The organism is Methanoregula sp. (assembly GCF_023227875.1).
Taxonomy (GTDB): domain Archaea; phylum Halobacteriota; class Methanomicrobia; order Methanomicrobiales; family Methanospirillaceae; genus Methanoregula.
The window spans coordinates 190419-213900 of record NZ_JALOCH010000002.1; the positions used below are offsets into that span (position 1 = coordinate 190419).

Annotated in this window: 21 protein-coding genes; 13 read left to right on the forward strand and 8 right to left on the reverse strand. The window is 54.3% G+C overall.

What is annotated here, in order from left to right:
* Positions 1 to 95 precede the first annotated feature (95 nt).
* The 8 genes from M0R30_RS03325 to M0R30_RS03355 all read left to right on the forward strand — a co-directional run bounded on the left by M0R30_RS03325 (position 96) and on the right by M0R30_RS03355 (position 10249).
* A complete protein-coding gene (locus M0R30_RS03325; RefSeq protein WP_292543295.1) occupies positions 96 to 296 on the forward strand; it encodes a type II toxin-antitoxin system HicB family antitoxin in 201 nt (66 codons plus the stop codon).
* The gene (locus M0R30_RS03330; RefSeq protein ID WP_292543296.1) at positions 293 to 523 is read left to right on the forward strand and encodes a type II toxin-antitoxin system HicA family toxin; all 231 of its coding nucleotides are present in this window, start codon (positions 293 to 295) and stop codon (positions 521 to 523) included. The genes M0R30_RS03325 and M0R30_RS03330 overlap by 4 nt, the downstream gene beginning before the upstream one ends.
* Before the next feature lie 294 nt (positions 524 to 817).
* A complete protein-coding gene (locus M0R30_RS14735; protein WP_366513091.1) occupies positions 818 to 1033 on the forward strand; it encodes a DUF2281 domain-containing protein in 216 nt (71 codons plus the stop codon).
* Positions 1034 to 1072: 39 nt separating this feature from the next.
* Positions 1073 to 1435 carry a PIN domain-containing protein gene (locus M0R30_RS03335; protein WP_292543517.1) on the forward strand — a complete coding sequence of 121 codons (363 nt, stop codon included), beginning with the start codon at positions 1073 to 1075 and terminating at the stop codon, positions 1433 to 1435.
* 313 nt (positions 1436 to 1748) lie between these two features.
* On the forward strand, positions 1749 to 2618 hold the full coding sequence (locus M0R30_RS03340) for a hypothetical protein (protein ID WP_292543300.1): 870 nt from the start codon (positions 1749 to 1751) through the stop codon (positions 2616 to 2618).
* A 431-nt stretch (positions 2619 to 3049) separates the two neighbouring features.
* Entirely contained in the window at positions 3050 to 7423 is a 4374-nt protein-coding gene (locus tag M0R30_RS03345) for a PKD domain-containing protein (RefSeq protein WP_292543303.1), read from the forward strand.
* Positions 7420 to 9336: a PKD domain-containing protein gene (locus M0R30_RS03350; RefSeq protein WP_292543305.1), complete on the forward strand. Its 1917-nt coding sequence runs from the start codon at positions 7420 to 7422 to the stop codon at positions 9334 to 9336. The genes M0R30_RS03345 and M0R30_RS03350 overlap by 4 nt, the downstream gene beginning before the upstream one ends.
* A gap of 145 nt (positions 9337 to 9481) precedes the next feature.
* On the forward strand, positions 9482 to 10249 hold the full coding sequence (locus M0R30_RS03355) for a hypothetical protein (RefSeq protein WP_292543308.1): 768 nt from the start codon (positions 9482 to 9484) through the stop codon (positions 10247 to 10249).
* Between the two features lie 530 nt (positions 10250 to 10779).
* Here the strand turns inward: M0R30_RS03355 and M0R30_RS03360 are convergent.
* The 7 genes from M0R30_RS03360 to M0R30_RS03390 all read right to left on the reverse strand — a co-directional run bounded on the left by M0R30_RS03360 (position 10780) and on the right by M0R30_RS03390 (position 17415).
* Complete coding sequence (locus tag M0R30_RS03360; RefSeq protein ID WP_292543310.1) at positions 10780 to 11184, reverse strand: Tfx family DNA-binding protein; 405 nt, start codon at positions 11182 to 11184, stop codon at positions 10780 to 10782.
* Between the two features lie 135 nt (positions 11185 to 11319).
* Positions 11320 to 12168: an energy-coupling factor transporter transmembrane component T gene (locus tag M0R30_RS03365; RefSeq protein ID WP_292543312.1), complete on the reverse strand. Its 849-nt coding sequence runs from the start codon at positions 12166 to 12168 to the stop codon at positions 11320 to 11322.
* The gene (locus tag M0R30_RS03370) at positions 12158 to 13747 is read right to left on the reverse strand and encodes an ABC transporter ATP-binding protein (protein ID WP_292543314.1); all 1590 of its coding nucleotides are present in this window, start codon (positions 13745 to 13747) and stop codon (positions 12158 to 12160) included. The genes M0R30_RS03365 and M0R30_RS03370 overlap by 11 nt, the downstream gene beginning before the upstream one ends.
* A complete protein-coding gene (locus M0R30_RS03375; RefSeq protein ID WP_292543318.1) occupies positions 13734 to 14279 on the reverse strand; it encodes an ECF transporter S component in 546 nt (181 codons plus the stop codon). The genes M0R30_RS03370 and M0R30_RS03375 overlap by 14 nt, the downstream gene beginning before the upstream one ends.
* A 1-nt stretch (position 14280) precedes the next feature.
* The gene (locus M0R30_RS03380; protein ID WP_292543321.1) at positions 14281 to 15087 is read right to left on the reverse strand and encodes a hypothetical protein; all 807 of its coding nucleotides are present in this window, start codon (positions 15085 to 15087) and stop codon (positions 14281 to 14283) included.
* 2 nt (positions 15088 to 15089) lie between these two features.
* The gene (locus tag M0R30_RS03385; RefSeq protein WP_292543324.1) at positions 15090 to 15815 is read right to left on the reverse strand and encodes an ABC transporter substrate-binding protein; all 726 of its coding nucleotides are present in this window, start codon (positions 15813 to 15815) and stop codon (positions 15090 to 15092) included.
* Between the two features lie 70 nt (positions 15816 to 15885).
* Entirely contained in the window at positions 15886 to 17415 is a 1530-nt protein-coding gene (locus M0R30_RS03390) for a hypothetical protein (RefSeq protein ID WP_292543326.1), read from the reverse strand.
* 415 nt (positions 17416 to 17830) lie between these two features.
* Here M0R30_RS03390 and M0R30_RS03395 point away from each other — a divergent pair, with 415 nt between their 5' ends.
* From M0R30_RS03395 to M0R30_RS03415, 5 genes are all read left to right on the forward strand, one after another.
* Complete coding sequence (locus M0R30_RS03395) at positions 17831 to 19591, forward strand: PKD domain-containing protein (protein WP_292543328.1); 1761 nt, start codon at positions 17831 to 17833, stop codon at positions 19589 to 19591.
* Positions 19592 to 19634: 43 nt separating this feature from the next.
* Positions 19635 to 20420, forward strand: coding sequence for an ATP-binding cassette domain-containing protein (locus tag M0R30_RS03400; RefSeq protein WP_292543330.1), 786 nt, complete (start codon positions 19635 to 19637; stop codon positions 20418 to 20420).
* A gap of 97 nt (positions 20421 to 20517) precedes the next feature.
* Positions 20518 to 21225, forward strand: a complete 708-nt coding sequence (locus tag M0R30_RS03405) for a GTP-binding protein (protein ID WP_292543332.1) — start codon at positions 20518 to 20520, stop codon at positions 21223 to 21225.
* 6 nt (positions 21226 to 21231) lie between these two features.
* Positions 21232 to 22083 (forward strand): (Fe-S)-binding protein, encoded by an 852-nt coding sequence (locus M0R30_RS03410; RefSeq protein WP_292543335.1) that lies wholly within the window; start codon positions 21232 to 21234, stop codon positions 22081 to 22083.
* 766 nt (positions 22084 to 22849) lie between these two features.
* Entirely contained in the window at positions 22850 to 23134 is a 285-nt protein-coding gene (locus M0R30_RS03415) for a hypothetical protein (RefSeq protein ID WP_292543337.1), read from the forward strand.
* 31 nt (positions 23135 to 23165) lie between these two features.
* Here the strand turns inward: M0R30_RS03415 and M0R30_RS03420 are convergent, their stop codons facing one another.
* Positions 23166 to 23375 (reverse strand): TOBE domain-containing protein, encoded by a 210-nt coding sequence (locus tag M0R30_RS03420; protein ID WP_292543340.1) that lies wholly within the window; start codon positions 23373 to 23375, stop codon positions 23166 to 23168.
* Positions 23376 to 23482 lie beyond the last annotated feature (107 nt).

The following is a 23482-nucleotide window of genomic DNA, read 5'->3' on the forward strand; positions in this document are numbered from 1 at the left end:
GGTTTTATTGTCGTCTACATCAGACCAGGCCCCGGTTACAACAAAGATTATCCATTTAAGGTTCGAACAAGTACAATAACCCAAGGGGGAAGACCATGCACCTGAAAGTTGTGATTACCAAAGGCGAAGATGGATGGTTTGTTGTAACGGTCCCTACCCTTCCCGGTTGTATCTCGCAGGGCCGGACAATCAGGGAAGCAAAACAAAATATCCGGGAAGCGATCTCCCTGTACCTTGAACCTGATGAGGATATCCTCCCGGGAAAAGGTGCACGGGTTATCGAGGTTGCTGTGTGAAGAACCTCCCGGTATTATCCGGCAGCGATGCAATCCGGGTATTGACCCGGGCGGGATTCTCATTTGTACGCCAGAAGGGTAGTCATGTCCGTATGAAAAAGCAACTGTCGGACACTACCCTCAATGTTACTATTCCTCTCCATGATGAACTCGACCGTACAACACTTCGTTCCATCATCAAAGCGGCGGAACTTTCTGAAGAGGAGTTCCTGAAACTTCTGGAATGATTCATTCCTTTTGCTCCTGTCCCCGGCTGGTGTCCCCCGGTATCCTTCCGGCTCTACGCCATGAATCCAATCTATTGGGCTGATATTACCGTTCCGGAAATCTTTCGAGATCCGGATCCGAAACAACTTCCCCGGTTGCGTGAACTTCCTGAAGAGTATTTCCTGGCAAATTATTCCCACTATATCCGCAGGCCTGAGTAGGCTTACCCGGGAGGATGATACCGATAACCATTTCCTGAAATCCGGTATGCGAAAAGAATGTATTATACTAAAGGCAAATAGTGGATAAGTGTCATGTCGTTATCTGAGTCGATCGATGAAAAAATCCGCATCCTGCCTCCGGATTTACGTGAGGAAGCAATTCATTATATTGATGCACTTGTGAAACGTTCGAAACAGATGCCTTCCAGAACATTTCGGTTCGTTTCCGAGGGCACACTCCCGGAATTCAGTTCCCGGTTTTCATCGGTGGATCTCCAGCACGAGGCTCTTCTCTGGCGGAGCACCTGATGTACCTTCTCGATACCAATATTTTCCTTCTAATATATCCTGAAACGTGACCGCCTTGAAGAAGTCCGCGGGTTTTTCCATCGTGCCGATCTCTCACGTCTGTATGTAAGCGATTTTTCTCTCCATACCCTGGGAGTGATCTTTCTTAAGGCGCACAAACCACAGGATTTTTTGCAATTTGTCAATAGGAGGTTCCTCGCATCCGGGATCCGCATTCTCCCTCTTTTACCCGAAGATTACCAGTTGCTTACTGATGTCTCAACCCGGTATCGTCTCGATTTCGATGATGCCTACCAGTATGCGGTAGCAGAGAAGCATGCACTCTCTGTCGTCAGTTTCGACCGGGATTTTGATCGTACTGATAAGGGACGGAAACTACCGGGCGATCTGTTCCGGGAATAGGATTGTATTTTCATAACAATACCGGGTTGCACTCATTCTCGCCCCGGCGCCGGTTTAATTGATACATGAACTGCCCTATAAAAATCTTCCCTGCACCACATCCCCCGGCGCTCCTGCGCGCACCACTCGTCCGGCCGGCAATCCGGGTCATTATATTGCATAATTTTTGAAACAAATGTATATTTTCGTTTTTTGTTCAGTCGATAAATATATCATCTCATATGAGATCAAGAGATATTTAGTTAACAATTTGAAAAATTAATTACAAATTGTTAACGCTCGCAGGGCGGTGTCCTGCGTGGAGGTATAGTCTATGACAAAACAAGCACACATGAACAGATTGTGGTGGATGGCCTCGGCGGTCGTCCTCCTCTTTGTCGCTGCGGCGGTTGTGCCGGTGGCGGCGGTTGAGTGGCCTTCGAATAACAAAACGTTCATTCCAGTTAATGACATTCGGTTTGACAATTTCAGTGATGGAACGTATTATTTCAACCTGTCAATTATGACTACAGATGCATCGGCGAAAGCAATTCACATTACAGACAGCCCAACCAACTTCCCAGGTGGAGTCTATACCAAGACGACGGTTGGTCCCGATACATTCTATGTCTCGGACACCGGAGGTCGGGGAGGGCAGGACGATATTATCCTGATGGTTGCAATTAACAGTACCAACCAGACGGATATCAATAACTTCGGAATCAATATCACTACAAATGGATATCAGTGGATACCGCAATCAGGAGGAATACCTGATGAGGTAGATCCTGAAGCTGATTACGTAAATCCGCTAAATGCAAAACCATATAATTCTGGACATTACTTGACTGGCAGTGATATTCAACAGGACTGGAAATTTGCACCCCAAACGGATTATCCCATCTACAACGGCCAGATTATGTCAAGTGAGCAGAAATTCAAGATGATACTGATAGATACCAAGGTGGGGACAATTAATGGGACTTGGTATAATGAGACATATACTCCACAAGCTCTAGAAAACAATGGGTTCACAAAAATCACTTATGAAATAACCAGTAATCCATCGAGTGATGCATTAATCGCTTTCAATGTCTATGCGTGGAACGAGCAAGCAGCACAGGCACCCAATGCGGTCAACTGGATCAACAAAGTGTTAAGTACCTCGGGTACGGCTCCAAGTGGCTGGAAAGTTGATCTATAAACCCATTAGCAAATGCCGGTTTTCGGCAACTTATCTCTCTTTTTTAGACATAGCAAAATACTCAAATAGATTGACGATTGGAACGCTGGCATTCCTGAGTAAGTTACTCTTTGTACAGAACCTCCGGATTCCGGTCCGTTGACAATATCATCAAGGGATGCACCGAATTTCGGGAAGCCGTAACATAAGGTTTTTGCAATTAACGATCAACCTTTTTAAATTAATATTGTACGAAAATCAAATAAAAACATTATACATAGCTGATAGTCAAATACTCCTGCAATGTACTTTAGGAACAGTCCGCCGGCCCGGGAACTAGTTCTGTTTGTTCCGGGCCCGGCCATCATCACTAGCATCTTGGTTGAAGCAGAAGATGTTCCTCACCTAGGGAACGTTGTTGAACAACCGGCGATCCGAGGGGGTGCATGATCATGCCATCGCTCCGGATGGGCGCCCTGCTCCTGCTCCTCTGCCTCGTACTCATGGTCGTCCCGGCTATGGCAACTACACCCACTGCGAGCTTCACCGCAACGCCCCGACAGGGCCTTGCGCCCCTGGCCGTCCAGTTCACTGACACATCGACCGGCTCGCCAACGTTATGGTCATGGGATTTTAATAACGATGGGACTGTCGATAGTACTGCCCAGAATCCTTCGAACACGTTCACTTCGACCGGTACCTATACTATTTCCCTGACCGTAACCAACGGCGACGGGAGCACCAGCGTTACAAAGAACGGTTATATCGCAGTCATGACGCAGGCGCCCCTGTCTGATTTCCGTTTTATCAATATCTATGTCGCAAATGACGAGGGTGTGAAACGCGATGTTTCGGACGGGGTTCCCGCAGAACAATACCTGTATATCCCCAATACGTATTTTGTCTCCTTTGATACCCTCGGTGGGGGATTAAATGCACCGCATATTACTAATGATGTGAGTACCGGAAAATCCAAGTATGGTACAGTTTTTACGACAAGAAACCAGTCCGGCACGTTCTGGTACACTTTTACAGGTGGACAACCTACCATGCACGAAGGGATCCTCATGCTTGCCGTGAACGGAACGATTCCCGACGATTTCAGTGTTCACATCCGGAGCAGCGGTGATGACTGGGCACTGGGGGAACCAGGTACGGAAAACCTCGATGCACCCTCAGAATACACGTATGTGGAAGGTGCAGTGGACCAGTCTTTCACAAAGAGCGACTTCTTCTACGGCCCACAAAGCTGGAAACCCTCCAGCAGTCCCGGTTACCCGATCTACTCTGGCGAAGATCAGACCGATCCGGCCAATCAGTTCCATCTCATGTTCATCGATCTCCGGAGCGGTATTACCGGCCATCCGATTAAAATCGAGTACAGTTTCAATAACCTGACAAGTCTTGCGGCATTCAATGTTTACGGCTGGTACGTGGCATGTAGCCACGGTACCGGCATCATCATGACAAATGATGTTACGGGCTCCTCCGGCCACCCCAACGGTTACATGGTTCTTGGCATTCCCGATAAACCCGTAGCGGATTTCATGTACAGTACTGCGAATGCCGATATCACCTCCCCGGTCCAGTTCACAGACACTTCAACAAACATCCCGCAGGAGTGGTCTTGGAACTTTGGGGACGGCTCAACCAGTACGGAACAGAGCCCGTCCCATACTTACGCATCCGTGGGAACATATGACGTGACCCTTACCATAAAAAACATAAAAGGTACGGATACCGTGGTAAAGCCAAGTGCAATTACCAAGGCGCATCTTGCTATCCCGGAACCGGCATTTGTGGCAAATGTCACATCAGGTGTATCCCCGTGCCTGATTCAGTTCACCGACAAGTCGACCGGGACCGTCATTTCGCGGCTCTGGGACTTCGGTGACGGCACCACTTCGACCAGCCTGAACCCGGTTCACTGGTACGCGCCCGGGACATATCTGGTCAACCTCACCGTTGCGAATACCGATGGCAGTAAAAGTTTCCTGAATCTCACCCCTATCACCGTATCTCCAAATGGGAGGTACAATCAGGTTGATAACTCGGGATTCGAGACCGGTGATTTGACCGGATGGGATCCCTATGTTCCTCTTACCGGTGGTTTGGCAAAGGTTGTAACGATAAACCCTCATCAAGGAACGTATGATGTTAATCTAATAAATCGAAGGACAAATATCACGCAGTATGTTGATCTGACAAATGTATCAGAAATTACATGGTGGGCACTTTCGAATTCGGAAGGAGGGGAAAAAACAAATTATATCTATCTTGATAATCTGAAAAGTAGCCTCTACAGATTCTCAGGCACATCGTGGAAACAATTTTCCTATACTATACCTCAGGGATATTCTGGAATTCATGCTTTTAAAATATCTCAATATACTTCTGAAACGTACGCCCATGGTACATTATATGACAACATCACCGCCATCCCCCATCCCACAACATCTTTCTCGGCAACACCGGTGAACGGGCGTGTCCCCCTGACCGTCCAGTTCACGGATTCATCAACGGTCTTCCCCTCTTCGTGGTCGTGGGATTTCGGGGATGGTGACAGCACCAACGCAACCAAACAGAACCCGATCCACACATTCACCAAAGCCGGCAACTACACGGTAAAGCTGACCGCCGGGAATGACGGTGGAACCGACACATCAACGCAGAACGGGCTGGTCTCCGTAACGGATTTCAGCGGGGCGATCCCTGCATATACCGGCGTCAATGTCCACGTAGCAAACGATAACGGCGCGAAGTGGAACAGCAACCTCAACGGCACGTATTACGTCACCCCCAACTCAGGCGGCCTCTCTGCCATCCACATCTCGAACTATGCTTCCAACAACGAAGGACAATTCACGACCACCAAGGATCAATCCGGGACATTATACATCACGGACACGAGTGGCGGGAAGTTCCAGGATGAAGCCGTCCTCCTGCTTGCCGTGAACGGAACGATCCCGGACGAGTTCTCCGTCCGGATCCGGAGCAGCGGATATACATGGACGCCCAACGCCACCGCCAACAATGGGCCGTCAAAGGGGCAGTACACCTATCAGGTTAATGCCCTTGATGAGACATTCACGCGGGACGATTTCATCTACGGGCCGCAGAGCTGGAAACCCACCGGGTTGTCCACACGGTACCCGCTATTCTATGGCGAGAATATGGATGATCCGAAAAACCAGTATCTGCTCATGTTCATCGATACCCGGGCCGGTGTCCTTGGGCCCGAGTACGCGGGAACGGAAGATCTCATCGGTGACGGTGCTGTTAAAGTACAATACGATTTCAGCTACCTCCCCAGCCACGCAGCGTTCAACGTCTATGCCTGGAAGAATGCTTCGTCGAACGGTCGGGGCATGGGCTGGACGAACATGGTCGAAGACCCTGATGACGGCAGCGGGTGGGTAGTTGTCTCGTCCATCCCGGTAGCCCCCGTTGCGAATTTCAAGGCGAACCAGACCGAAGGAATCGCGCCGTTCAACGTGAAGTTCAAGGACCGTTCCACGAACACGCCGACCGCGTGGCTCTGGAAGTTCGGGGACGGCAATACCTCGCACCTCCAGAACCCGGCGTTCATGTACAACATTTCCGGTACCTATTCCGTATCCCTCACTGCATCGAACCTTGGCGGCAGCAACACGTCAACAAAATCCGGCTATATCACGGTCAGTGAGCCGGTCACGACCACGAACACGTTCGCTCTCACCGGCGTCACAACCGGCACGAGCGGCTCCGCCCAGACCATTGCCCTCAACGTTACCAACTCAACGAATATAGGGACCGGGAACGTCTTCACCGTGACCAACGTCAGCAGTAGCTGGGACCACTTCAACATCACGCTCGACGCAAGTACGGTAAACGATAACGATGACGGGAACGTGACCGGCACGGTTAAGAGCGTCGAGGCCGTGGCCGCGAACATCACCGTCCCGCTCGAATCGCTCGGCAGGCCGAACGTCACGCTCTCCCTCACCCTGTCGAAGCTCCCGGACACCACCTCATCGATCACCAGCACGGTTACCTCCGATCCGGATACCTCGGCACAGAGTTCGTTCACCGCCGCCGCAACGGATGCCAAAAAACAGATCGTCGCCACCGCATATACCGTCACCTTCGCGAAAACAGGTATTGAAAACGCCGCCGTAAGCAGCAGCGGCATCATCCAGAGCGCCACTATCACGATGGCCATCGACCATACCTGGGTCGCGAACAACGGCGGCACGGGAAGCATTGTCATCATGCACCGGTCGGATGCCGGCAAAACCACCGTCCTTGATACCTCGTATAATGGTATCGATCCTTTCGGCAACGACATCTTCACCGCATACTCCCCCACCGGTCTCTCGATGTTTGTCCTCACGGCAGTCACGGACATTCCCCCAACGGGCACGCCCAGTTCCTCCTCCAGGAGCAGTGGGAATACTGCGAGCGCTGATGCTGCGGCCCGCGAGAATGCCGCATTCCTCGCAGCGATGATCGCAACACCGACCGTCACACCCACGCCAACCGCCACCCCTGAGCCAACTGCCACACCCGTCCCGACCCCGACTCCCAAACTGAAGGTCCGGATCACCCCGTGGCCAACACAGTCGGCACCAGGTGCTCAGCAGAATGGCGATGGCAATGGCAACGACAACGGGGTCGCCGCTGCGGAATCCGCCACGGCTCCGGGCAGCGGCTCTGCGTTCTGGAAGAATCCCTGGATCTTCGCAGCAGAGACCATCGCCGCTATTGCCATCCTCACGACAAGTATTGCCGCATATGTCAGACGCAGGGGACGCCGGCGCGACCCGCTCAGGTGGGATTACAAGTGACACGCCCTCTTTTTTCCGGGCGGGCACTCGCTGCACTCGTCCTGGTCGCCATCGCCTGCGGGGCATTGTGCTCCATGGCAGGGGCAGCCATCCCGTCAGATCCCGGTGACCTTCCCGTCGCTCCCGCGGCAGGCTTCATTGCGGACCGGCTCATCGGGACCGCGCCCTTTACCGTGCAGTTCACCGACACGTCGACCGGTATCCCCACGGAATGGTCATGGGACTTCGGCGATGGCGGCACCTCCACCCGGCAGAACCCCGCCTATGCCTACCAGAAGGCCGGGACCTACACCGTGACCCTTGTCACCGGGAACCGTTACGGCAGTACACGCTTCGCGCTCGCAACACCCCTGACCGTCCGGGAAAACATCGTCGTCCTTGACCCGGACTTCACCGTCAACACAAGCGAAGGCAGGGTCCCCCTCGTAGTCCGGTTTGAGGATCTCTCGGGCGGGACGCCGGCATCGTGGTCCTGGGACTTCGACAACGATGGTATCGTTGACAGCATAGAGAAAAACCCGGTCTGCGTGTACAACCTGCCCGGTAACTACACCGTCAACCTCACCATTGCCAATGCATCCCGGAGTAAAACGATCATCAGGACAGATCTCATCCTGGCAAAAAGCCGCGCCCCCATTGCCATGTACGCGGCAAACACAACAACCGGTCCCGTGCCGCTGGCCGTCCGGTTCACCGACCTGTCTGAAAACCTGAACATTACTGGCTGGGCATGGGACTTTGATAACGACACCGTCATCGACAGCAGGGAGAGAAACGCTACCTGCGTGTACAAGCAGCCCGGCAACTACACCGTCCGCCTCGCGGTCACGAACGAGTACGAGACAAACTCAACCGCAGGATCCGGTTTTGTCCTGGCCACCACCGGCATGCTCGCAGATTTCTCCGCGAACGTCTCCGAAGGAACCCTCCCGCTGGCCGTGCAGTTCTCTGATATTTCCGTGGGAATTAATATCACCGGCTGGGCGTGGGACTTCGACAACGACACCGTCATCGACAGCAGGGACAAAAATCCCGTTTGCATTTATACTAAACCCGGGGACTATTCCGTTGTCCTCACCGTTTTTAATGAATACGGCACGGACACGGTGCTGGGACCCGGGTACGTCACCGTCACAACCGGCATGAAACCGGACTTTTCCGCCAATGTCACGAACGGGACATCCCCCCTGGCCGTACAGTTCTCGGACAGGTCCACCGGAACGGATATCACCGGCTGGGCGTGGGACTTTGACAATGACAGCGTCATCGACAGTACGGAACGGGACCCCCTATGCGTCTACAACAGGCCCGGCAACTACACCGTCAACCTCAGCGTTACGAATGTTCGCGGGACGAACAGCACCGCCCGGCAGGGTTTCATCCTTGTCAATACACTGGTACCGGTCGTCGCTTTTACCGCAAACGCCACCGCTGGGATACCCCCGCTGGCAGTACAGTTCTCTGACAATTCCACCGGGACAGGGATCACCGGCTGGGCCTGGGACTTCGACAACGATGGTATCATCGACAGCACGGAGAAAAACCCTTCCTGCGTCTACAACCGGATCGGCAACTTCACGGTCAACCTCACGGTCACGAACGAATACGGGAGAAACACCACATCGGAAACGGATTTCATCACCCTTACCAACGGCGAGCCGCAGGCACGGTTTGCCGTAAACAAAACAACCGGCTACACACCGCTTGCAGTTCAGTTCAGGGATATATCGGCCGGCATCAATATCACCGGCTGGGCGTGGGACTTCGACAACGATGGTATCGTTGACAGCACGGAGAAAAATCCCTGGTGCGTCTACAACCTGCCCGGGAATTACACCATCAACTTTACGGTCATGAATGCCTATGGCTCGGGCACGGTGATACGGAAGGGTTTTGTAAAGGTGGCCGGATGATGAAAAAGATCTTCTCCGGTTTTTATGCAGGGTATCCTGAACCGGAAGCCATCCTTGATGGTCGGGGATCACGTTAATTGTTTAATCTTGACAATTTTGAAAGTAAATATAAAATGATAAATAACCAGAGGTGAAAAATCAATCAATGGATCCAAAGCTGCATGATCGTCTGCCGATCATTATCGTATTCATCATCGGGATTATTCTGGTGGTCGATCTTGTCAACGTATTTTTTATCGGGGGACCATCGCTCTTCTCCCTCATTTTTAAATCAGGAAACGCTGCATCCGGAACACCCCAGGACGGGATACTCGCCAAGAATTCATCCATAAATGAGGTTCCTGAAGGGACTTCATCCAGTCCTGCCATCTTTGTGCCGACAACAGCTACCCCGGTCCCGGTAGTGAGTTACATCGAGGTTGTCACGCCGATAGAGAGTGCTGATGACCATCCGACATACCGGACATTTGCCGCTCCCACCATGACGCAGCAGGATGACACGTACGCATTCATCTACTCGGGCAATCTCTCCTACTACCACGGGGAAGCTCCGACCGCCGTGGCATTCGATGTGAAAGAACCCCCGCTCATGATCAAATACCAGGTAATCCCGATGATCACGGATGACCACGTACTGGTAAAAAACCAGACTGCGTCTGCAAAGAAAGCAGGGACGATTGATGAAGTGGTGAATACAACGTACGCATCACCCCTGGCGGTCTTTACCGTCACGGTATACGATCGCAACTCAGGAGGGAAGATCTCACAGGACGGGTTCGGCACAGAGTACGGGACCTGCACGGAAAAAACAATTGTCGTGCGGGATGCCGGGAAGTACATCATCCAGTTTGACGGCGAATATGTTGAGGCCCACGTGGATATGCAGCTCAAGCGCGAAGGAAACCTGGTTTAAAACATTTTTTTAAATCTTCAGCATTTCGAGGGTTATCAAACCCGAGAAACGAGAAGAATCCATCAGGATTCTTCGAAGAACGCTGATGCGTTCTTCTCGTCCTCCCCGTCTGATGACGGGTCGGAATTCGAAGTTTCGAGGGGTGTCAAACCCGAGAAACGAGAAGAATCCATCAGGATTCTTCGAAGAACGCTGATGCGTTCTTCTCGTCCTCCCCGTCTGATGACGGGTCGGAATTCGAAGTTTCGAGGGGTGTCAAACCCGAGAAACGAGAAGAATCCATCAGGATTCTTCGAAGAACGCTGATGCGTTCTTCTCGTCCTCCCCGCCTGATGACGGGTCGGAATTCGAAGTTTCGAGGGGTGTCAAACCCGAGAAACGAGAAGAATCCATCAGGATTCTTCGAAGAACGCTGATGCGTTCTTCTCGTCCTCCTGGTTCTCCGAACCAGTCGGAGGCGCAAGCGGGAACGAAATTTGGTATAATTTTTTTGCACCATGACAGAACATTCTCGTAAATGGTGCGGAGGATTATCCGGAACAGACCTCCCCATCTTCCCGGAGATATAGCGCAATATCCACTTTAACATACCGGCCATGGATCCGTTCCGGGTTCTCGGAACGCAAGCGGTTGATCAGCTCAATCGGGTCTTCAGGTAATTTGATCGCTCTCTTTGCCGCTTCTGCATAGAAAAGAAAGATCGCGTCAAACAGGTCGGAACCTGCCTTCATCGTGCAGATTGGCGTTGTACTGAGGGTCCAGAGAGAATCCAGGGAGGCCCTGGCACGCCGGATATTTTCCAGTGCCCTCTTCTCTAGTATGAAGATGTCCGGTTTTGAAGTGCCAAGGATATCTGCAATCTGCTGGAGGGTCAGGCCCTTTTTACGATACCGTAAAACTTCCTTTTGCCGCTCGGTCAGGAGGCTATTCTTCAAGGTAAAAATCACCACCCGGAGTTACGGTACCATATCCCGGAATCCGCGTACCGGAGATACTTCCGGCAGGAGGCCATGAGGCTGGATTCAGAGGACCGCTGATACCGGTTAATCCGGGAGAATGCCGCCAGGACATCAGTATCCCCCGGGTATCAATGGTATCAACACCAGGATCAGCACGAGAGCAAGAAGTACAATCCCCATCACCACATCCCTCCGGCCGAACTTTTGTTGCCTGTAGCAGGACGGGGCTATTGACTGGTTGAACCCCCGGGCCTGCATTGCATCGGCGGTATGACCTGAGCGTTTCAGGAGGGAGACCGTGACCGGGATGAAGAGCGCCGCAAGTTTGCCCGGGTTTTTAATCAGGCTCCCCCGGTCCAGTTCAAGACCCCGGGACCGCTGTGCATCCATGATCTGCCGGGTGTCCCCGGTAAGGGCTGTTGTCGACTTGAGGGCATATCCCAGTGAGAACGTGAGAATGGGGGGCAGTCCCATCTGCCGAAGGCTTCTCACAAAATCATCGGGCGAAGTGGTCATGATGAAGATGATCGAGATCCCAAAAAGTGCAAGCAGCCGAAGCCCCATTGCAACCGCAAAGAGTAGTCCCCCGGTCGTGACTTCGGGATGGAGGAAACCGATCTGTGCGGAGAACCAGACCGGGCCGGACGATACCTTTGAGAAGAGACTGTCCAGTACGATCACGAGAACAAAGATGGGGGAGACCAGAGTGAGGGCCCGGAGGAACCGCGTTGTGATCCGGGACATGCAGGCAAGTGCCAGCTCGAAGAGAACGATCATGACCAGCATCGGGAGCGAACTGAACAGGAGCGCCGATGCGCTTACGGTAAGGAGCGTCAGGAGTTTTGTGCGGGGGTCGAGACGGTGCAGGAACGAGGTTCCCGGATGGTACCGGAAGAGCATCAGTCTCCGGGCCTTTTTCGTGGTGCCTGTCCCTGCCGTGGGCTGCCTGTCAGGATTCATCCGACCGGGCACCTCCAAAAGGATCTCCGTCCCTGGGGGGAAGGCAGCAGGAACCCCGTGCCTCTCGCACATCAGATTCAATACGCCCGGCAGAGATGCGGATGAACCGGTCGCCGCACGCACGCCCGAACTCCCCGTCATGGGTGGCAACAATAACCGTCTTTCCTGCGGAACACAGCCTGCGGAAAAGTTCCGCAAACGAATGTTTCAGGCCAGGGTCGAGACCGAATGTAGGTTCATCCAGGATAACCACCGGCGTTTCCATCGCAAGTATGCCGGCGACCGCCACCCGCTGTTTTTCCCCTCCCGAGAGGCCGAGGGGCGGAGTTGAGGGATCGATATGACTGAGAGAACATACACAACGGGTCTTTTTTAGTACCTGCTCAATTTCCTCGTCCATTCTCCCGAGATTACGGGGGCCGAATGCCAGCTCACCGGAAATGGTGCTCTCAAATATCTGGTAATCCGCATGTTGGCCGAGAAGCCCGACGGTCCGTGCGGTCTCTGCAACGGTCTTTCTTGCAAGCGGTTCGGACCCGAGAAGAACACTGCCATGGTCCGGAGTGAGGAGGCCGTTGCAGTGCTGGAGGAGCGTGGTCTTTCCGGATCCGTTTGCCCCTGCGATGATCGTCACCTCCCCCGGGTAGAGATCGAGCGTGATCGAGATAAGGGCCGGTGTGCGTGCCCCGGGATACCGGTACGTCACCTCCCGCAATGAGAGTGTTGGGTGCAACCCCCGGCCGGTGCCGGAAGAACCGGCATTTCCCCCGCGACACGGGGCAACAGAAGAGCCCATGATACCGGATTGCTGGTCTGTACTGTCTGGAGAATTACGGTGGTCCGGGATGTCCGGGATAGGACCACACCGACCCTGCGGTGTATCCGATACGATCTCTCCGTCACGCATCATAACCATGCGATCTGCAAGGGGCAGCAGGGATGCTGTGCGGTGTTCAAGAACAATAATGGTTGTCCCGGCCCGGGTTTTCATGTTGAGAAGGAATCCGGTAAGTGCCTGTACAGCCGATGCATCAATACCGGAAAATGGTTCGTCCATAACAATAACCGATGGCCGGACCGCAAGGACAGACGCGATCGCCACGCGCTGCCGTTCCCCCCACGACAGCTCGCTCGTCGGGCGGCCCAGGAGAGGGGTGATATGCATGAGGCCGGCAATTTCATCGATGCGCGAACCGATCTCTGCCTCCGGAAAATTCAGGGCCTCAAGCCCGAACGCAATCTCGCTCTCAACATCCCCGGTCACCAGCTGGTACCCGGGATCCTGGAAGACTATCCCGACATGCCGGGCAAATGCCGGGACATCGACATCCCGGGTATTCATTCCCTGCACGATCACCTCTCCCTCCATCGTCCCGCGGGTTGCGTGGGGGATGAGCCCGTTCAGGCACCGGCCAAGGGTGGATTTGCCGGACCCGCTTGGACCTGTGATGACCACAAATTCCCCCGGCCGGATCGTGAGACTGACATGCCGGAGCGCTGTTATGTTCCTACCGGAAAGGGTTGCGGGGTACCGGAACGAGAGATCGCGGACCAGGACCGCCGGATCATGTTTTATCACGTGTGATCACCCCGGCTTTCAGGAGACGGGCAAGCACCAGGGCTGCAACCAGTCCCCCCACACCCCCGAAGATAAAATGGGTAATGGATGCCGTGCCAATCCCGATAACGATAAACGCTGCCGGGATCCCGAGGAATGTCTGGAGGGAAAAATTCACCACCATCTTTGCAAGATTGCCCGCAGCCCCGGCAATGAACCCTGCTGCCGGATGATCGAGCCGGTAGAAGAAGAGGAATCCCAGAATATCGATGATGCCCCCCAGCGCGAGGTAGATGAAGAGGTTGAAGATGTGGAGGGTATTGAGCCCGAAGAGTGTGGCGAGGATGCCCGAAATGAGCCCGATAAACGTGCCTGCACCCGGTTTTTTCACGATCCCGACACCGATGATGACCGGTACCACCCAGTAGATGCCCGTATGCCCGGGGATCTTCAACGGCAGGGTGAACGTGGTGTTCAGGACAACGATGAGCGCAGCGCAGAGCGAGAGGAGGGCGATCTCCTGCAGGGAAAAATACGGTTTCTTGATCGCCATTTCAGCTCGTCCTCACGAATTCTGTCCGGACCCGGAGGGAAAACCCATCCGGTTGCGGACGATCCACGGCAAGGAGAAGGATCAGGTTGTTGCCCGGATCATTACCTGTTGCAGTTACAAAGAACGTCCCGTTCAACTCCGGAGTCTCCACGACTTCACCCCGGGGTTTTGCAAGACTTGAGGTAATATGAAGGGCGCCCTGGCCGCTACCTGGCTGGGTAAAAGTGAAGGTCCGGGTTGTGGCGGTCATGCCGGCATAGTCTGCCTGCTGGTTGTTCGAGACGGCGACCCGGTACTGGTGTGTAGGGGAGAGTGAGAGTGACGTTGCCGCCGGCATGGACGAGCCAGCGGGGGCATCACCAACAACAACAAACCCGCAATGGTTGTATCCTGTCTGGCGGTTCGTGCGTGTCGGGACGGTGCCGGTGGTCAGGCCGTAGGTATGAAACGCGGCACGGCCGGAGAGGTCGGAAACATTATAGGTGATCCGGACGGACCCGAGCTTTTTCACATTGGGATCGCCGCTGACAGGTGTTGCGTTCAGGTCGATGAACATCAGGTACCAGGTCTCGTTGTCGATGACACCTTGCCCGGGTTCTATTCCCAGGGGATCGTAACCGGGTCGCCAGATCTGCGGGCCGTACTGGAACCCGGCTTTTGAAAAGACCTGATCGATAAGGGTTCCCGGTGTTATCTCTAGGGATCCCGGGGGGAAGAGGACCTCTCCGGATTGGTCCAGCACAACCATTCCTCCGAGGAAACAGCCGAGCAGTACGCACGCAAGTCCTACCCGGGCACGAAAATCCATCGTTAATCCCGCTTGTCTTCCATTAACCGGTCAGTCTCTTCCTTTACAAAAATCACGGACTTCCCGCAGACCGGACAGGGCCGGGGTGGTTTTTCAGGACGGAAGTATACGGTACCGGTGGTATACTCTGTACCGTCAAGGGAACAGACAACGTCAATGCCTTCTTCGAACAATCGTTCCACGGTGCAGGAACTCAGGATATTCCGGATATTCCCTTTCTGGAGAAAACGCCCGTCATTTTTTGAGAGGGCAAGCCCGAGACCGGCCATGCAGCCGATCACGCCATCTTCGGTGCCCCCGAGACCTTTGAGCCGGATGTGGAGGTTCTTTGCAAGCGTGCGGGCCCGGTCCTGTGTGAGGATGGAACATTTTGCATCCTGGCCGTAGACGATGAGCGGGGACGCGATCTGGTCGCTTGAGGCAACGGCCAGGCCGGGATCGCTGCCCTCCAGGAAATCCCCGAGCATGACCTCTTCAGCCATTTCAAATAAATGATCCATTGCCTCTTCTCCTTCAGCCTGTACATGGATGACAGCGTTGCTGTTGTGCGAGGTGTAGGGAATATCGGGATGCACGTACAGCTGGTGCCGGGTGACCCCGAAGACCGGGTACTCCTTAACAACGGTGTCTGCAATCATTCGCGCCAGTTTCCCGGTCCCCCGGGGACCCGTGAGGGTGTCGGTATCGTCAATGCTGATATAGATCGTCTGGATCAACTCGTTGTACATTGGTGAAAGAAAGCAGATTATAGTTTTGTTTAACTTTTTTCTATGTTCATTTTTTCAGATTGACTAACACTCATCTCCCGGAACCGGTGTTCGCAGTACCGCTAAAATCGCTGTCAAGCAGCCTGCGGGTACACCTGATAATATCCTGGAATTCACCGGGTTCCGGGATCTCTCTTGCAAATCCTACCGTCAGGCACCGGTTAAGAACCCACCGGAGATCGTCCTGCTGTATTGCGGGGGAGTTGATAAGATGCTCCAGTTCCCCGGTTGTCAGTTCATCGCCGTCACTGATCTCGTGAGAGAGAACGATCCGCAGGGCCCGGCCGGTCTTACGGTATGCTTCCGGCCAGATACCGTGGGTGGCATCCCGCTCGGCTTCATCAAGGAGACGGGCTGCGATCTCCCGGGGACGGATCGGGGGGTCCGGCTCGCACACGGTATCGTTTGGAGCAACACGATCTGTCGGGTGGATACGGGCAAGATACCAGATTGCGGCTGATATGAGAAGTACAAAGGAAATGCCAACAACCGGAACCAGCGTTGCGAAGGGATCCGCCGGGTCATCCCCCACAACGGAGATAACGGTCCCGTTCTGAAGTACCGCATTCATATGAAGAAGCCTGTTTCCGTAACCTGAATAGGTGAGATCCACCGTCTCTTCAGAGGTCGTGACGTTGATCCGGCTCTGGTTGAGGGTAAACCCGGTTTCTGCAATCCTGCTCCCGTATTCCCGGTACGTGGTGTTGTCTGTCAGCGCAACCGGCAGGGGAACAGGAACAGTGGAGGATTCTTCTGCAAACATGACACGGGTTTCACGGAGGGTTCCTTTGATCACCGCGGTCATCGTCCCTGACGAATAGGTCAGCAAAAAACTGCCGGACCGGTTCGAAACCGGGATCACCTTGGGGTTTTGGCGAGTGAACCCGACCCGGGTCAGGGAATCATCCAGAGACTCCACGAGGGGATCTGCATTGATATATCCCAGCAGTTCAGTCTCTGCATCCACGGTCTGGTTGCTTTCCCGGGCGATCTGGTTTTGCAGGGCAGTGGTATCCTGTGTCATCTGGCTGTTCTGGAGTGCCGCAGCCGCGCTTGTAGTCACCGGGTTTTCTGAGGTGGTGGACCCTGCAGGAGACACCGCCCCCGCAACATCCACGGTATCCGTCCCGGCTACGGGTTCCTGGTTTGCAGGAACGTCCTCCATGCGGGTGATAAAATGGATGACAATCCCCCCAAGCGTCGACATCCTCATCCCGCCTTCCTGGTACCTGAATGTGACCGTAAGCAGGTACTCTGCCGGCGTATCCGATTTCCCGACAGGGAGTGAAACGGTACGCTGTTCAGTGAATGCCGAAAAAGTCCGGGTCTGCATGCTCGCACCACGGGAACCGGCGGTCCCGGCATGTACCGGGGTCATTGCCAGTTCAAGGGTTCCGGTGACGTCATGATTATACGTACTTCCAAGGGAGAGGGGAATTGTGGCCTCCTCGCCCGCAAGGACGTAATACTCGCTCTGCGGTATCGAAAGGGCGACTTCCGCTGCGGAGACAGAGGATATGCCAAAAAGAGCGATGAGGACGAGTATCACAAACAATTTCATTGGTTTTTCCTCACGTCCCAACCCTCGGCAATTCCCCGGCACGCGGCTCGCAAAGGATGTGGGACCTACACCCCTGAGCCAGTCCGGCCGAAACCGCACATTCACGGTTCGTACGGGGTGATCCTGCACGTTCATCCCGGTCTTGTGCGGGAATGTCTATCCTGGCATTACAAAATTCCGGGGTTCCCGATGCGGAGAAGCCGGTATCTCCGTGTGACCTTCCGTAGCGATCTCCTGTTCCTAAAGGATGGTATCCCTGTTAATCTGCCTGACAGATCAATCGATCTCACGGATTGGGAAAACGGCATCATAATGAATATATTTACTTACTCTGAAAATAAAAAGAGTTACCTTGTTGAAATAATTAATAATAATTAATTTACCACTCTCTGGTACAGAATCGAGGCACACTCAAATGAACAACCATGAACCGGGATCTCATTACAGGAAGGTATGGGTACCGGTTGTTCTCGTTTTTTTCCTGTTCGTATGCTGTATCTCTCCGGCAGGGGCTGATGACAGCGCCACCGCACTCGGCATCATCCCGGGAAAAAGCAATATCGCCAGCCTTGCCTTTGCAAACGCGGGGACCGGGGCATACTATTTTAAGTTCGATCAAACATCTGGGGGAGGTCTCAATGCGCTCCACATCGCATCAAGTTCCTCATCAGTAACAAATTACGGCGATGTCACAACGACCACGGGCCAGTCCGGGACATTCTATATTACCGATACGGGAGGGAGGGGCTACCAGGATGAGGCAATCCTTCTCGTTGCGGTGAAAGGGAATATTCCCAGCGATTTTTCCATTCACATAACCTCCAGCGGATATTCCTGGACCCCGACCGGGGCAAAGGATACCCCTCCCTCCCTCTCGCAGGTAACGTACAGATCCGGCGCCGTTGACCAGACGTTCACCAGATCCGATTTCGTGTACGGGTCGCAGACATGGAAACCTGCCGGGAATAATGCGCCATCTGATTACCCGCTCTATTACGGGCAGGATACCTCTGACACCACCAATACGTTCAAGCTGATGTTCGTGGATCTCAGGGCCGGGCCGCTTGGTGCCAACGGCGACATTGATACTTCCGCCCTTACGGATAAGGGCGCCATTAAGGTCGATTATACGATCGAGAACCTGGATACGGTTGCCGCATTCAACACCTATGCCTGGAACGAGAATACCACCCAGGGGAAGGGTATCTCGTGGGCAAACCGGCTGGTCGGGACCGGGAGCAGCGGGTATACCGTGCTGGGATCCGGGTACAAGGACCGGGCATCGGAATTCCCCACGGTGGAGGGCAGCGCCCCGGTATATCATGCCCCGGACACGGATTTCAAGGCGGATGTAACTTCAGGGGCTGCCCCCCTCACCGTGCAGTTTACCGATACGACGGTCCAGTCCGTCAAGACCTGGGCATGGGATTTTGGGGATGGCAGCACATCAACGGAGAAGAGCCCGCAGCATGTGTACGTCAAGGAAGGTACCTATACGGTTGCCCTCAGCACGGCAAATACGCAGGGCCTGAGTACAACAAAGACCCAGACAGGCATGATTACGGTCACAGACTCAACCGGGGGGAATGCCGCGGGCACTTCATCCGGCGGTTCATCCGGCGGTTCATCCGGCGGTAGTTCTGACGATAGTGGATCTACGGGATATACTGATACCCATACGGGGATCACCTACCGGGTAAATTTCACGGCCAATGCAACATCCGGGGTTGCACCATTTCCCATCCAGTTCAACGACTTTTCCGAAATTCCCAACAGCACTTCATGGGCATGGGATTTTACCGGTGACGGACAACCTGAAAGCACATTAAAAAACCCCTCGTACATCTTTCGCACGGCCGGGAATTATTCTGTGAACCTGACGCAGACCACTTCTGACGGAAAGGTGTACTTCCTTTTGCGATCGCAGTATATCCGTGTCCTCGACATGCCGTCCCTTGATAGCGATGAAGGCTGGATCTCATCGGATCTTCCTAAAAATGAAACAAATTCTTCGCAAGCGGATCCGGAGCAGACTGTTGCGCCCACTCCGAAGAGTACAGCAACGGATACCGGCGGGTCGTCCCCACTCGGGACGAAAGTTGCGGAGGTGCTTTTTGATTCCATGGTCGTTGTCGGGGTTATCGGGGGAGGATTGTTCCTCTGGAGGAAGATGTGATGCCGGAACGTGGGGGACAGATTCCGAAAAAACGTGGACTGCTATGGAACATTTTGCAATCACGACAATAACCATCCTTCCCGGGAGGGCGAAGGACGGGCGATCTGAATCGTTTAAGGAGATTGCCCTCAGGGCAGGTGACATGATCTCGATCGTGGGACCCACCGGTTCCGGGAAGACCGCGTTCATCAACGACATCGAGGTCTTTGCCAGTGGCGATACCGTGACCGGGCGGACCGTGCTTGTCAACGGGGAAGTCCCCCCGGACGAGATGGTGCGGGACCCGGCCAAAAAACCGATTGCGCTGATCACCCAGAATACCAAGTGCCTTGCCGACCTCACGGTCCTGGAATTTTTAGAGATGCACGTCAAAGCCCGCAGGATTGCGGATAATTCCCGTATGGCAGAGACGATCCGGCTCGCAAACGAGTTCACCGGGGAGAAGATTGCCGGCACGATGCGCATGACCTCGCTCTCCGGGGGCCAGACGCGTTCGCTCCTGATCGCCGATGCAATCACCGTGAGCAGCGCCCCTATCATCCTGCTCGACGAAGTGGAGAGCGGGGGCATCTTTAAGGAGAACGTGATCTCAAGCCTGAAAAAGAACAACAAAGCCGTGATCTTTGTCACCCACGATCCGGTCCTTGCGCTGCTCTCGGACCGCCGTATCGTTATGCGGAACGGTGCCGTGGAGAAGATCCTTGAGCCGAACGGGTGCGAGACAAAAATCCTTGGACAGATCTCCGGCATGGACCGCGTTCTCTCTGATATGCGGGAACGGATCCGGGCCGGCGAACTGCTCACCGATAATGGGGGGCCGGTACCATGAGGGAGATCGCTCCTTCTCGTGTTCGCTCCATAACGGAGTTCGCAAACTCGAAGGAGATCGCTCCTTCTCGTGCTCACCCCCTGCGGGGGTTCGCATAATGAAACTGCTCATCTTTGCCGGTCCGCCGAGCGCCGGGAAGACGGCGGTGGTCCGCCAGATCCTCCGGCAGCTGGCCGGGGAATCGTTCATCGCCTTCCTCAAGATCGACGTGGTACGGGCATTCGAGGACGAGGAATTAAAAAAAGAGTTTGAGATTCCCACGCGGAAGGTTTACTCCGGGGATGTCTGCCCCGACCACACCGGGATCCTCGTGCTCCGGGACGCGATTGCGTGGGCCGAGGACCTTGGTGCGGGCATCCTGATCGTGGAGAGCGCCGGTCTCTGTCTCCGCTGCACGCCGTACACCACCCAGTCCCTCGGGATTGTCGTGCTCTCCGCGGTTGGCGGGACAAACAGCCCCTTAAAGATGACGCCGATGATCGCACTTGCCGATATCGCGGTTGTTACGAAAGTCGACCTGATCTCGCAGGCAGAAAAGGAGGTGTTCCGGGAACGGGTGCGGGAAGTTGCCCCCCGGGTCGATATCATCGAGACCAACGCCGTGCATGGGACCGGCCTCCGGTATCTGTTGAAGGCGATCCGGAACATGCCGGAGATCCTTTGCGCGGACGATATCGTGCTCAAGGGCATGCCGCCCCTCGCGGTCTGCACGATCTGTGCCGGGAAGAAAGAGATCGGGTGGCAGCACCACTTCGGGATCTTAAAGACCCTTGACGGTGCTGACGACCTGTACCGGGGAGAGTGACTCCGCATGGTATGGGAACCGCCCGGCCGGAACTGCGGGTCCTGTGGGGTCGCGAACTGTGGGGATTTTCTCACCCTCGCCCGGCAGGGAAAAAAGGATCTCCCGGACTGCCCGTACTATCCCCGGCAGGCCGGTGCGGACCCGGTGCAGGCCATGCCCTCCCGTACGGGCCGGGACATCCTCGGGTTCGATTACGATTTTGTCGTGAGGCCCTTCCCGAAAGAGCCGTCGGCCCGGCGCTACATCCAGCCGTTCCGGGCAGACCTTATTGAGCGGTGGGAGATCCGGCCGGGAGATATTCTCCGGGGCAGGCCGGTCGAACCGAGTTGCCCGGTCCAGCATGTGCTCCGGGTGATATCGGTGGACCCGGTGACCGCGATCCTTGCCTGCCACACGGTTGGGCCGGTGGCTGCACGGAAGAGCGGGGTGGTCCACGATATCCGGGCCTACCACGAAATCGCCTTTGAAGGTATGGCCGAGACGGTCCGGCACGAACCGGTAGTCGGGTTCCGGATGCGTTTCCTTCCGGCAAACTGCATGCGGCAACTGGTTCACTCGGGCGTTGTCCAGATGGTGCTGAACAAGTCGTTCGGCACGCACGTCAAAATAGAGGACATTCAGATGCACGGGAAACGGGAGAAACTCAAGGATATCACCATACGGCCCGGTGACTCCGTGTCCATCGAAGACCCGTCCGGCGCAAGAAAGATCGTGCTCATCGATGGCATCCGGGTCCACGGCTCGGACGGGACGGTGCTGGAACGCTCGCGTGACGAGCCGGGGTCCGGGCACGTCCCGGGATCCGGGAGGGGTCACCGCCATGATCAGGGCGGGCACCGGCACGATGACTGTGACTGAAGCCAGGTGAATATGCCCCGGAATGCAGGGAAGGCACCTGTACGCCGGGCCATCAGGAGGGTTGGGAGAATTTGCCGGCAATCAAAGTTAATAAAAAATAATTGTTTCTTACAAAAAGTAAATCAAATTAATTAAATTTTTATATTCATGAAACCGATCAGATTGATGATAACGCATTCCCCCACAGGGGAGCATGGAATAATCCATGTCATTGACGATAGTAAACCCTGTCGCCGACTCAACCGATGTGCGTTGTCGAAATGCCAGAAACAGGAACATCGATCAAAGCAGCAGAACAAAGAGAAGTTCAACATCTCATCACACACAAAAGGATTTTTTCACCCGGTACCGGCTGATGGTTACAGGAGGTACCGGGACTGGTATGTTCCGGTTTTGCACAAAATTTTTCTCTGACAACGATTTTTAAATGGATTGACAGGACAATGGACTTGCGCAGGCCCATAAAAAAAGGATCCGGCCGAGGGAGGAAATCTCATCCACCGAAAGCCCGGACAGATAATGAATCATATACCGAAAGCGGGCAGCAAATCCGGTATTGCACAGAATGCAATACGATGTACCAGGCTGACCTGCATCCCGTTTCCGGGGGACTGTGCCCGGCGTGTTATTACATTGTGTATGCTGATGACGATGACTGATATCGTCATGGATAACCGGACCGTCGTTGTTGATGGGGACGTGATGTGTAAGAGCTGCGCGAACGGTTCATATTATCAGGTACTACCTTCCTAAACCTTCTTTATCCATGGCAATATCTTTTCAGGACCCGGTACCACCCTTTCCCGGATGGGAGCGCCGGATATACCGGCTCTCACGCCCGGTAACCGAAGAGGACATCCAGGCATTTCTGGGGGATCAGGAGCTGTACACTCGCGAGACGGCTTCCGGCACGCGGGCCATCATCCATAAGTACGGTCTCGTGGAGATCAACCTGATAGTCGGTGCCCGCGAGGCGGAGATATGGTTCGCTCCGGACAACGGAGCATATCCATCAGAATATCTCGACGCACTCTTCCAGACCCGGTTTTAATTCCGCTGGTGGCGGTCAGAGAAAAGAGATTTTAATCGACTGCTACCATCACTTCGGAGGCCTTGACAACTGCGTAGACCTTCGATCCCTCGTGCAGTTTCAGGGATTCTGCAGAATGGGTGGTAATGGAGGAGACCATCTCCTGGCCTCCGGCAATTGCGATAACGACTTCGGTGCTGACCGGGCCCTTCTTGATGGACTTGACGGTGCCCGCGATCTGGTTTCGTGCACTAATCTTCATGATTTTCACCTGATGGCTCTTTTAGCCATATTACGGTATAATAGTATCTGATGGCATCATTATTTTTATTTAACAAATTAAAAAGTAAATCAAAACTTTTTTATCAA

What these genes read in the sequence shown, in the direction of transcription:
- M0R30_RS03355 (WP_292543308.1), top strand. Translation starts at nt 9,482, where the DNA reads ATGGATCCAAAGCTGCATGATCGTCTGCCGATCATTATCGTATTCATC.
- M0R30_RS03375 (WP_292543318.1), bottom strand. Translation starts at nt 14,279, where the DNA reads ATGGCGATCAAGAAACCGTATTTTTCCCTGCAGGAGATCGCCCTCCTC.
- M0R30_RS03395 (WP_292543328.1), top strand. Translation starts at nt 17,831, where the DNA reads ATGAACAACCATGAACCGGGATCTCATTACAGGAAGGTATGGGTACCG.
- M0R30_RS03390 (WP_292543326.1), bottom strand. Translation starts at nt 17,415, where the DNA reads ATGAAATTGTTTGTGATACTCGTCCTCATCGCTCTTTTTGGCATATCC.
- M0R30_RS14735 (WP_366513091.1), top strand. Translation starts at nt 818, where the DNA reads ATGTCGTTATCTGAGTCGATCGATGAAAAAATCCGCATCCTGCCTCCG.
- M0R30_RS03405 (WP_292543332.1), top strand. Translation starts at nt 20,518, where the DNA reads ATGAAACTGCTCATCTTTGCCGGTCCGCCGAGCGCCGGGAAGACGGCG.
- M0R30_RS03380 (WP_292543321.1), bottom strand. Translation starts at nt 15,087, where the DNA reads ATGGATTTTCGTGCCCGGGTAGGACTTGCGTGCGTACTGCTCGGCTGT.
- M0R30_RS03385 (WP_292543324.1), bottom strand. Translation starts at nt 15,815, where the DNA reads ATGTACAACGAGTTGATCCAGACGATCTATATCAGCATTGACGATACC.
- M0R30_RS03415 (WP_292543337.1), top strand. Translation starts at nt 22,850, where the DNA reads ATGGCAATATCTTTTCAGGACCCGGTACCACCCTTTCCCGGATGGGAG.
- M0R30_RS03365 (WP_292543312.1), bottom strand. Translation starts at nt 12,168, where the DNA reads ATGAATCCTGACAGGCAGCCCACGGCAGGGACAGGCACCACGAAAAAG.
- M0R30_RS03400 (WP_292543330.1), top strand. Translation starts at nt 19,635, where the DNA reads ATGGAACATTTTGCAATCACGACAATAACCATCCTTCCCGGGAGGGCG.
- M0R30_RS03325 (WP_292543295.1), top strand. Translation starts at nt 96, where the DNA reads ATGCACCTGAAAGTTGTGATTACCAAAGGCGAAGATGGATGGTTTGTT.
- M0R30_RS03340 (WP_292543300.1), top strand. Translation starts at nt 1,749, where the DNA reads ATGACAAAACAAGCACACATGAACAGATTGTGGTGGATGGCCTCGGCG.
- M0R30_RS03420 (WP_292543340.1), bottom strand. Translation starts at nt 23,375, where the DNA reads ATGAAGATTAGTGCACGAAACCAGATCGCGGGCACCGTCAAGTCCATC.
- M0R30_RS03345 (WP_292543303.1), top strand. Translation starts at nt 3,050, where the DNA reads ATGCCATCGCTCCGGATGGGCGCCCTGCTCCTGCTCCTCTGCCTCGTA.
- M0R30_RS03410 (WP_292543335.1), top strand. Translation starts at nt 21,232, where the DNA reads ATGGTATGGGAACCGCCCGGCCGGAACTGCGGGTCCTGTGGGGTCGCG.